This window comes from Kitasatospora sp. DSM 101779 (assembly GCF_025655475.1).
Classification (GTDB): domain Bacteria; phylum Actinomycetota; class Actinomycetes; order Streptomycetales; family Streptomycetaceae; genus Kitasatospora.
Map to the genome: position 1 here is coordinate 2,559,267 of NZ_JAHTIK010000001.1, position 5,519 is coordinate 2,564,785.

Sequence of the window (5,519 nt, forward strand, 5' to 3'; positions counted from 1 at the left end):
CCGCCGCCCCGCCCCGCGCCCGGCGCCGGACGGGAGGCGGCCCCGGTGGCGAGCGCGGACCCGTACCGGACCCGGCTGTTCAAGGTGCCCGGCACCGGCCGGGGTGCGATGGGGCGGCGCTCGGCCGCGGAGACCGACGGCGGGCACACCGTGCGGGCCCGCCGCCCGCAGGGCCGCCTGGCCCGGCTGCACCTGACCGCGACGCTGCAGGCCGCCGCCCCGCAGCAGGCCGCCCGCGGGCGGTCCGGGCGGGCGCTGGTGCTGGCCAAGGACGACCTGCGGGAGCAGGTGCGCCGGGGCCGGGAGTCCAACCTGGTGCTGTTCGTGGTGGACGCCTCCGGTTCGATGGCGGCCCGGCAGCGGATGGGCGCCGTCAAGGGCGCGGTGCTGTCGCTGCTGATGGACGCCTACCAGCGGCGGGACAAGATCGGCATGATCACCTTCCGCGGCACCGGCGCCGAGCTCGTGCTGCCGCCGACCTCCTCGGTGGAGGTCGGGGCGGCCCGGCTGGAGCAGCTGCCGACCGGCGGGCGGACGCCGCTGGCCGCCGGGCTGCTGCGCGCCCACGAGGTGCTGCGGGTCGAGCGGATGCGCGACCCGGACCGCCGCCCGCTGCTGGTCGTCGTCACCGACGGCCGGGCCACCGGCGGCCGGGACGCCCTGGCACAGGCCGAGCGGGCCGCCGGCCTGCTGGCCGGGCAGGGCGTGGCGAGCGTGGTGCTGGACTGCGAGTCCGGCCACGTCCGGCTGGGTCTGGCCCGCACCCTGGCGGCCCGCCTCGGCGGCCCCGCCGTCACCCTGGACGAGCTGCGCGCCGAGGGCGTGGCGGCGCTCGTCCGCGACCACCGTTCCGTCTCCACCCAGCGAAAGGCGGCCTGAGCCGTGCCCAAGGGAGTGCCCGAGAGTGTCCCCGACGACGGTCTGACGACCCGCCAGCGCCGCACCCTGCCGATCACCGCGGTGCACACCGGCCCCGGCAAGGGCAAGTCGACCGCCGCCTTCGGCATGGCGCTGCGCGCCTGGAACCAGGGCTGGCCGATCGGGGTGTTCCAGTTCGTCAAGTCCGCCAAGTGGAAGGTCGGCGAGGAGAACGCGCTGCGCGTCCTCGGCGCCTCCGGCGAGGGCGGCACGGTGGCCTGGCACAAGATGGGCGAGGGCTGGTCCTGGGTGCAGCGCGGCATGGAGTCCAGCGAGGAGGCGGCCAAGGAGGGCTGGGAGCAGGTCAAGCGCGACCTGGCCGCCGAGACCTACCGCTTCTACGTGCTGGACGAGTTCACCTACCCGATGCACTGGGGCTGGGTGGACGTCGACGAGGTGGTGTCGGTGCTCAAGGACCGCCCGGGAAGCCAGCACGTGGTGATCACCGGCCGGTACGCCAAGGAGCCGCTGACCGATCTCGCCGACCTGGTCACCGAGATGACCAAGGTCAAGCACCCCATGGACGCCGGCCGCAAGGGCCAGCGCGGTATCGAGTGGTAGTCCGTTGAACATCCCCCGTCTCGTCGTCGCCGCGCCCTCCTCGGGCGCGGGCAAGACCACCGTCGCCACCGGGCTGATCGCCGCGCTCGCCGCGCGCGGCCTCGCGGTCTCCCCGCACAAGGTCGGCCCGGACTACATCGACCCGGGCTACCACGCGCTGGCCGCCGGCCGCCCGGGCCGCAACCTGGACGCGTTCATGTGCGGGGAGGACCGGGTCGCGCCGCTCTTCCTGCACGGCGCGGCCGGCGCCGACGTGGCGGTGGTCGAGGGCGTGATGGGGCTGTTCGACGGCGCGGCGGGCCGGGGCGAGCTGGCCTCGACCGCGCAGGTCGCCAAGCTGCTGAAGGCGCCGGTGGTGCTGGTGGTGGACGCCTCCTCGCAGTCCCGTTCGGTGGCGGCGCTGGTGCACGGCTTCGCCTCCTGGGACCCGCAGGTGCGCCTCGCCGGGGTGATCCTCAACCGGGTCGCCTCCGACCGGCACGAGCAGCTGCTGCGCGAGGCCCTGGAGGAGGGCTCCGGGGTGCCGGTGCTCGGCTGCGTGCGGCGCACCGCCTCGGTGGCGACGCCCTCGCGCCACCTGGGCCTGGTGCCGGCCGTGGAGCGTTCCGCGGACGCCCTGCGGGCGGTGCGGGACATGGGCGAGCTGGTCGCCGCCTCGGTGGACCTGGACGCGCTGCTGGCGCTGGCCCGCAGCGCCCCGCCGCTGGACGCCGAGCCGTGGTCCGCGGCCTCGGCGGTCTCCCCCGTCGCGGGCCGGCCGCGGGTCGCCCTGGCGGGCGGGGCGGCGTTCTCGTTCTCGTACGCGGAGAACGCCGAGCTGCTGGCCGCGGCGGGCGCCGAGGTCGTGCCCTTCGATCCGCTGCGGGACGAGCAGCTGCCCGTGGGCACCCGCGCGCTGGTGGTCGGCGGGGGCTTCCCGGAGATGTACGTGGGCGAGCTGAGCGCCAACGCGGCGCTGCGGACGGAGATCGCCGAACTGGCCGCCGGCGGGGCGCCGATCGCCGCGGAGTGCGCCGGACTGCTCTACCTGGGGCGGGAGTTGGACGGGAAGCAGATGTGCGGGGTGCTGCCGCACACGGCCCGGATGACCGAGCGGCTCACGCTCGGCTACCGCGAGGCGGTCGCGCTGGCGGACAGTCCGCTGGCGGCCGCGGGCACCCGGGTGCGCGGGCACGAGTTCCACCGCACGGTCTGCGAGCCTGGGGCCGGGGAGCAGCCCGCCTGGGGCTGGCGCGGCCCGGCCGGGCCCGCCGTCGAGGGCTTCGTGCAGGGCGCGGTGCACGGCTCGTACCTGCACCTGCACTGGGCGGGGGCGCCGCAGCTCGCGGAGCGTCTCGTCCGCGCCGCGCTCTGACGCCCGGGACGCGCCGCGCCCTGACGCCCGGGACACGCCGCGGTCAGGCGGAGCCGAGCCGGAAGACGGGGTAGCCGGGCGCGATCCGCAGCAGCTCGGCGTCGGAGGCGCCCGCGTCGACGCCATCGAAGAAGACGCCGACCTCGAACTTCCAGCGCTCGAGGTAGGCGCGGAGCACCGCGGGCTTCTCGGCGTCGGGGAGTTCGACGGCGCTGAAGGCCTCGGCGCGGCGGCCGAGCCGGAGCTCGCCGGTGCCGGCGGCGCGCAGGTTGCGCACCCACTGGGTGTGGCCGCGCGGGGCGACCAGGTAGCGCTGCCCCTCGTGGGTGAGCAGGTTGACCGGGGTGGTGCGCCACTCGCCGCTCTTGCGGCCGCGCACCGCGAGGACGCGGGAGCCCCAGAGGCTGAGACCGGCCCGGGTGAGGGCGGCGACGGTGCGGTTGGACAGGCCCAGCAGGGCGGCGCTGACCCGCCCGGTGGGCATCACGTAGCGGTTGGCGGTGTCGGACACGGTGACCCCCGAGGTGTGAGCGGCGGACTCTTCCAAGAGCAGTGCTCTCGTTCTTGGGCACGACTCTGCCACTGCTCCCGACCGGAGTCAAGAGCAGTGCTCTCGTTTCAGTTCCATGCTCAGATCTGTGGCAGGCTGTCCGCATGACCGCCATCAGGACCGCCCGCGAACGGGCCCGCGAGGAGCTCACCCGCGAGATCAAGCTGGAGGCCCGCCGACAGCTCGCCTCCGAGGGCGCCCAGCGCCTCTCGCTGCGCGCCGTCGCCCGCGAACTCGGCATGGCCTCGTCCGCGATCTACCGGTACTACCCCAGCCGCGACGAGTTGCTGACCGCACTGATCGTCGACGCCTACACCGACCTCGCCGACACCGCCGACGCGGCCCTCGCCGCCGCACCGACCACGCCCCGCGCCCGCTGGCGGGCCCTGTGCACCGCCGTACGGGGCTGGGCGCTCGCCCACCCGCACGAGTACGCGCTGGTCTACGGCACGCCCGTGCCCGGCTACCGCGCCCCGCAGGAGACGATCGAGCCGGCCGCCCGGCTCCCGCTCGCACTGATCGCGGTGGCCCGCGAGGGCCGCCCGGACACGCCCGCGCAGGACACCCCCGCCCCGCCCGCGCCCGCCGGGCCGCTCGGCGAGCAGCTCGCCCGGCTCCGCGCGGAGCTCGCCCCCGACCTGCCGGAGGCCGTGCTGGCCCGGGCCGCGATCGCCTGGACCCAGCTCTTCGGCATGATCGGATTCGAGCTGTTCGGGCACCTGGCCGGCTCCTTCGACCCCGCCGACGCCTTCTTCGCGCACGCCGTCGAGGAGATGGCCGACCTGGTCGGCCTGCCGGCCGAGGTCTGAGGCCCGGACCCGACGGCCCGGACCCGACGGCCCGGACCCGACGGACCGGGCCGGCACCGGGTCAGGCGCGCGCCGGGGCACCGCCGTTCGCCTTCGGGCGGCCGGTGCCGCGCAGGTCGGCGACCGGCGCCGGGCTCTCCGTCCGCACGCCTCCGGGCGTGCCCGCGCCGTCGCGCTTGCCGTCACCGGTCGCCAGGCCCAGCGCGGCACGGACGGCCGCCGTCCGCTCGAAGCCGAGCAGTTCCTCGGCCGCGGCGAGTTCGCGCTCCAGCACCTTCGGATCGGTGGCACCCTTGGCCGCCTTCAGGTGCGGCTGCGCCTGCTTCAGCTCGTCCTTGAGCGCGCCGACCGGAGCGGCGGCCTGCCCGCCCCAACTGCGCCGGCCCAGGTCGTCGACCTCCCAGTCGACCGCCACGGACAGCTTCTGCGCCCAGTCGCGGTAAGCGGCCGGGTCCTGGGCGGGCTTCGCCTGCGGCTGCTCGTCGTAGGCCCGGTCGACCCGGTGCTCGGCGCGGAGGTAGGCCATCTGGTCGTCGTTCAGCGCCGTGCGGTCCTGGCGCACCATGCCCTTGGCTGCGGAACTGCCGTCGGTCATGAAGCAGGTCGCGTAGTGGTCGTTGTCGAGCGCCCAGGTCGCCTGGTCCGGGTAGAAGAAGTGGATCTCCATGTCCTCCGGGATCGCCCAGCTGTCCGGCGCGTAGTCGAAGAGCGCATCGCCGCAGCCCTTCTTGGCGTCGGCGACGACGCCGTCCTTGCCGGGGTAGACGAAAGCGGTGAAGCGCGGGGTGGCGTACACCTCGCCGTAGTGCTCCTCGGAGCAGTCCACCGTCTCCACGTCCGTCAGGTCCTCGCCCTTGCCGTTGCCCAGCTTGACGAAGCACTCCCCCGCGGCGAGGTCGAAGACCCCGGTGGAGGTGGAGCGGTCGGAGCCGTTCTCGTCCTCGAACGGGCCGGTGCCCAGCGGGCCGCGGTCACCGAAGACCACGCCCAGCACCATCAGCACGGCCAGCAGGACGGCCCAGACGCCGCCGAGCACGACACCGGCGATCGCCAGCCCGCGGCCGCGCTCGTTGCGCGCCCTGACGGTGCGCAGGGCGGCCACCCCGAAGGCGATCGCGCCGACCCACATGCAGCAGGCGAAGCCGAGGACGCCCAGCACGAACGAGGTGATCGCGTAACCGCTCCAGGCGGTCGGCGGGCCGAGCGGCGGCTGCTGCCAGCCGTACGGGCCCGCGCCGGCCCCCCAACTCCCGCCGCCCCACGGAGCGGCGGGCGGGACGGCGCCGGGCGGCACGGCGCCGGGCGGGACCGCACCGAACGGCGGGGT

6 protein-coding genes are annotated in these 5,519 nt (G+C 75.8%); 4 read left to right on the forward strand and 2 right to left on the reverse strand.

What is annotated here, in order from left to right; genetic code table 11:
- From KSNIM_RS11865 to KSNIM_RS11875, 3 genes are all read left to right on the forward strand, one after another.
- Window positions 1-879: vWA domain-containing protein (locus KSNIM_RS11865; RefSeq protein ID WP_263103208.1), on the forward strand; the 879-nt coding region annotated here is incomplete at its 5' end.
- Window positions 880-882: 3 nt separating this feature from the next.
- Window positions 883-1,479, forward strand: coding sequence for a cob(I)yrinic acid a,c-diamide adenosyltransferase (cobO, locus tag KSNIM_RS11870; protein WP_263103209.1), 597 nt, complete (start codon window positions 883-885; stop codon window positions 1,477-1,479).
- Window positions 1,480-1,483: 4 nt separating this feature from the next.
- Window positions 1,484-2,833 (forward strand): cobyrinate a,c-diamide synthase, encoded by a 1,350-nt coding sequence (locus tag KSNIM_RS11875; protein ID WP_263103210.1) that lies wholly within the window; start codon window positions 1,484-1,486, stop codon window positions 2,831-2,833.
- A gap of 43 nt (window positions 2,834-2,876) precedes the next feature.
- On the opposite strand, the gene KSNIM_RS11880 is transcribed toward KSNIM_RS11875, so the two are convergent.
- Window positions 2,877-3,317, reverse strand: a complete 441-nt coding sequence (locus KSNIM_RS11880; RefSeq protein WP_263107915.1) for a nitroreductase family deazaflavin-dependent oxidoreductase — start codon at window positions 3,315-3,317, stop codon at window positions 2,877-2,879.
- A 170-nt stretch (window positions 3,318-3,487) separates the two neighbouring features.
- Here KSNIM_RS11880 and KSNIM_RS11885 point away from each other — a divergent pair, with 170 nt between their 5' ends.
- Entirely contained in the window at window positions 3,488-4,192 is a 705-nt protein-coding gene (locus KSNIM_RS11885) for a TetR/AcrR family transcriptional regulator (RefSeq protein WP_263103211.1), read from the forward strand.
- Between the two features lie 61 nt (window positions 4,193-4,253).
- Here KSNIM_RS11885 and KSNIM_RS11890 read toward each other — a convergent pair.
- Window positions 4,254-5,519 (reverse strand): DUF4190 domain-containing protein (locus KSNIM_RS11890; protein WP_263103212.1); only part of this gene is annotated, 1,266 nt, incomplete at its 5' end.